This is a genomic window from Pararhizobium sp. P1_E7, from assembly GCF_056405855.1.
In genome coordinates, this window is the sequence record NZ_JBFUBH010000247.1 from 1 (window position 1) to 721 (window position 721).

Genomic DNA, 721 nt, shown 5'->3' on the forward strand with positions numbered 1-721 from the left:
GTTCAGGAAAGGAATATACGATCATGACCATTCTTCTTCTGGCTGACCACGACAATGCAACGCTTTCGGACCAGACGGCCAAGACGCTGACCGCAGCCGCAAAGATCGGTGGCGACGTGCATGTGCTGGTCGGCGGCAAGGGCGCGCAGGCCGCAGCCGACGCAGCCGCCAAGCTGTCGGGCGTCGCCAAGGTGCTGCTGGCCGATAGCGACGATCTGGCCAACAATCTGGCCGAGCCGCTGGCAGCCCTGATCGTCTCGCTGGCGCCGGCCTATGACACCATCATCACGGCGGCGACCTCCGTGGGCAAGAACGTCGCACCGCGCGTCGCGGCCCTGCTCGACGTGGCGCAGATCTCGGAAATCACCGAGGTCGTCTCGGCAGACACCTTCAAGCGGCCGATCTATGCCGGTAATGCCATCCAGACCGTCCAGTCGGGAGATGCCAAGAAGGTCATCACCGTGCGCACGGCCAGCTTCGCCTCGAACGGTGACGGCGGTTCGGCTGCGGTTGAAGCCATCGCGGCTGCCGCCAATCCCGGCCTGTCCTCCTTCGTTGGCGATGCTTTGTCCTCGTCGGACCGTCCGGAACTGACCTCGGCAAAGATCATCATCTCGGGTGGCCGCGCACTCGGCTCGTCGGAAAAATTCCAGGAGGTCATCCTTCCTGTTGCCGATAAGCTCGGCGCCGCCGTCGGCGCATCGCGCGCCGCTGTCGACGC

1 protein-coding gene is annotated in these 721 nt (G+C 64.5%); it reads left to right on the plus strand.

The genetic code is table 11. The features are described 5' to 3' along the window. Positions 1-23: 23 nt before the first annotated feature. The coding region (locus tag AC1D17_RS29230) for an electron transfer flavoprotein subunit alpha/FixB family protein (protein ID WP_477568677.1) at positions 24-721 on the plus strand (698 nt) is incomplete at its 3' end.